Annotated in this window: 1 protein-coding gene and 2 pseudogenes; 1 reads left to right on the top strand and 2 read right to left on the bottom strand. The window is 70.7% G+C overall.

Features of this window, described 5'->3' with window-relative positions; genetic code table 11:
- Positions 1–189 (top strand): annotated as a pseudogene (locus PV363_RS16970) (type B chloramphenicol O-acetyltransferase); the annotation flags it as partial.
- 1 nt (position 190) lies between these two features.
- On the opposite strand, the gene PV363_RS16965 reads toward PV363_RS16970, so the two are convergent.
- Both PV363_RS16965 and PV363_RS16960 read right to left on the bottom strand, forming a co-directional pair.
- Positions 191–2,251 carry a glycosyltransferase gene (locus PV363_RS16965; protein WP_301022973.1) on the bottom strand — a complete coding sequence of 687 codons (2,061 nt, stop codon included), beginning with the start codon at positions 2,249–2,251 and terminating at the stop codon, positions 191–193.
- Position 2,252: 1 nt separating this feature from the next.
- Positions 2,253–2,902: pseudogene (locus PV363_RS16960) on the bottom strand (hypothetical protein); the annotation flags it as partial.

Raw genomic sequence — 2,902 nt, 5'->3', positions numbered from 1 at the left:
ATCAGCTTCCGCGCGACCATCCTCCCGGGTGTCCGGATCGGCGAGGGTGCTGTGGTGGCCGCCAACGCCGTCGTGACGCGAGACGTTCCCGACTACGCCGTCGTGGGCGGCATCCCTGCCAAGGTCATCGGCCAGCGGACCCGCGACCTGGACTACTCGATCAGCGAAGGCGGACCCTGGTTCGTCTGACTCAGATCGGCCCCACAGGCGCGAAGGCACTGATGCGCGGGTCCCACGGTGCGCCCTCGAGGAGACATCGGGTCACCAGCACGTACCGCCCGACGTAGTCGTCCTGAGTCAGGCCGCGGTCAGCCGATCGGTCCCCGGCCGCGTCGGACTGCTCTGACACCGCGTCGATGATCGCCTTGGTCAGCGCGTCGGTCTCGCCCACAGGAACCAGCGTGGCGTCTCCCTCGACGTAGTCGGCGATGCCACCTGCGTCGCTCACCACCAGAGGCCGTCCGGCGCTGAGGGCCTCGATGCACACCGTGGCACCGGACGCGTGGGCGTTGTCGAGCAGAGGGACCGCCACCACGGCCGCGGACGAGTAGAGCGCCGCCAGGTCCCGCACGTTAGTGACCGGCGCGACGGTGGCGTTCGCAGGCCAGTCGAGCCCGGTCGCGCGCGGTGACCGGGTGGCCACGGCGAAGTCCACCTCGGGGAGGCTGCGGGCGGCCTCGCGCAAGGCCTCCCAGTCACGGTGTCGGTCGTTGCCGATCGACAAGACCAAGGAGCGCCCGCTCGGCGCGACCTCGGCACCCGTCTCCCCCGCGACCGATGCCGAGCCGAACGGCACCAGCACGACCTCCCGCCCAGTGACGCGCCGACGCGAGATCTCTCGGTTGCACCGGCTGTGGACCAGCTCCACCTCGGCACCGCGAAGCAGCGACGCGTACAGCCGCCGCCGCCATGCCGGGAGGTCCGCCCACTCGTCCCAGAGCCACACCGTCTGCGCGATCACCGGGGTGCGGCGGCTCTTGCGCTCGAGCCTCTGGACCGCCAGCACCGCCAGGTGCTCGCGCTCGGTGTGCGTCCACACCACGTCTGAGTCGGCGACGAGTCGCCGGTTGCGGAATGCATGAACCAGGTCGAACCCGAGGCGTTGACGGAAGGCCTCGCGGAGGCGTCTGCCAAGCCTGCCCTCCGGGTGGGACCGTGCCCACGCCATGTCGAACCAACGCTGGGCCTTCTCGTACCCGTACGGCGTGACGTCCCACGCGAGGCCGGCCTCGTGACGGCGACGCCATTCCTCGGGATCCTGCGCGTGGCCGAGGACGACCGCCACCCGCGGCCGTGCAAGAGAGGGCTCGCTCACCTGCGGCACCTCCCGCGCGTACTCCGAGTAGCGGTGGCCGAGGATGCCTGCCACCATCCCGGAGCCACGAGCGATGTTGCGGGTGCCCTGCGCGCGCTGCGACAAGGAGCCGGTCAGACGACCGGCCGTCCAGCGCAACGCCCCTCCAGCGACGCGCACCGTGCCCTGAGCGAGCAGGCTGGCGCGCTGACGGAGGCGGGCCCCCGGTCCGACGCAGACGGCGAGGTTGGTCCGGCTCCACGAGTTGCCGCTGCGATAGGAGCGTCGCACGACCCAGTCGCGGGTCAGACGCTCCGGCGGCACGACGTCGGTCACCAGTGCCTCGTCGCACCAGACGAATCGCCCGCCCCGTAGCCGCGCGTCATGACTGAAGAGCGTGTCCGAGCCGCCGGTGAGCCCGAACCGGTTGTCGAACGCCAGGCCGAGGGACCGTAGGAGGCGGAGGTCGAGCAGGAGGTTGTTGGTGGCCACCACGTCGACGACGGTTCCCGTCGGAAGACGGCGGCGCGTGAAGAAGCGGCCTGCGAGGATCCATGGCTCCGGCGCGTGCGCGAACTCTGAGACGACCGGTCCGACAACGCCCAGGACACCAGGATGGTCTTCGTACGTCCGCACGAGCGCGTCCAACCAACCGTCGCTGGGGCGCTCGTCGTCGTCGATGAAGACGAGCAGGTCGGCGTCGTCGACCTCGGCGAGCGCCCGGTTCCGCGCGGCGGCGATGCCCGGCGTCGGCGCGTGCGCGTAGCGGACGACGTCGCCCGGGAAGGAACCTACGACGTCGCGAGCACTCGCCGACGGGTCGTTGTCGATGACCTGCACGTAGGCGTGCCCCGGGTACGAGGCAACCTGCGCGACCAGCCGCGGCAGGCTCGCCTCGATGTCCTCAGGGCGCCGGAACGTGAGTACGGCGATGGCTACCGTAGGCCGAGACGGCACGTCAGTCGATGACCTTGGCGAGCAGGTTGGCGTAGACGAGCGCCTGAGGCGCGTTCGTCGCCGAGCCTCCCAGGTATCCGGAGACGCCGACTCCACCCGCTGCCTGCAGCGCAGCGGTGGAGTCCGTCGCCGAGGCCGTCCACGATGCCGGCTCCGCCTCCCCGGTCTTCCACACCTTGGCGCGGACCGTCGTCGGTGAGGTGCCGACCGCCTGCACCTTGACCTTCAGGACGTCGCCGAGCTGGTAGGAGAGACCGGGGGCCACGGTGCTCGCGAGCAGCGACTCGGCTCCGCCGACGAAACGGCTCGGCGAAACGACGACCTGCCCATCGGGCTGAAGTCTCAGGCGCACCCGGTAGCCGTCGTTGACCGAACCACGGACCCCGAACCAGGCGAAGATCCCCGAGCCGGTGAGAACCTTCTCGGCGCGGACCTCGGCCGTCAGCTCCGTCGACGTCCCGCTGACGGAGCTCAGCCATGCGGTCGACGTGCCTCCGGCAACGTGCATCTGGAGGCGGCCGACCCCGTCGGCGACCGAGTAGTTGCTGGCCAGCCAGGTGGTCGACCAGGAACCACCGACGTCTGCCGTCCCGAACCCGTTGGAGGAGGTGCGTCCGAAGGCGTCCTTCGCGATGACCGCATCGGGCGGCG

The sequence above is a fragment of the Mumia sp. genome (assembly GCF_028803055.1).
Taxonomy (GTDB): Bacteria; Actinomycetota; Actinomycetes; order Propionibacteriales; family Nocardioidaceae; genus Mumia.
This window is presented reverse-complemented; position numbering and strand designations above follow the sequence as displayed.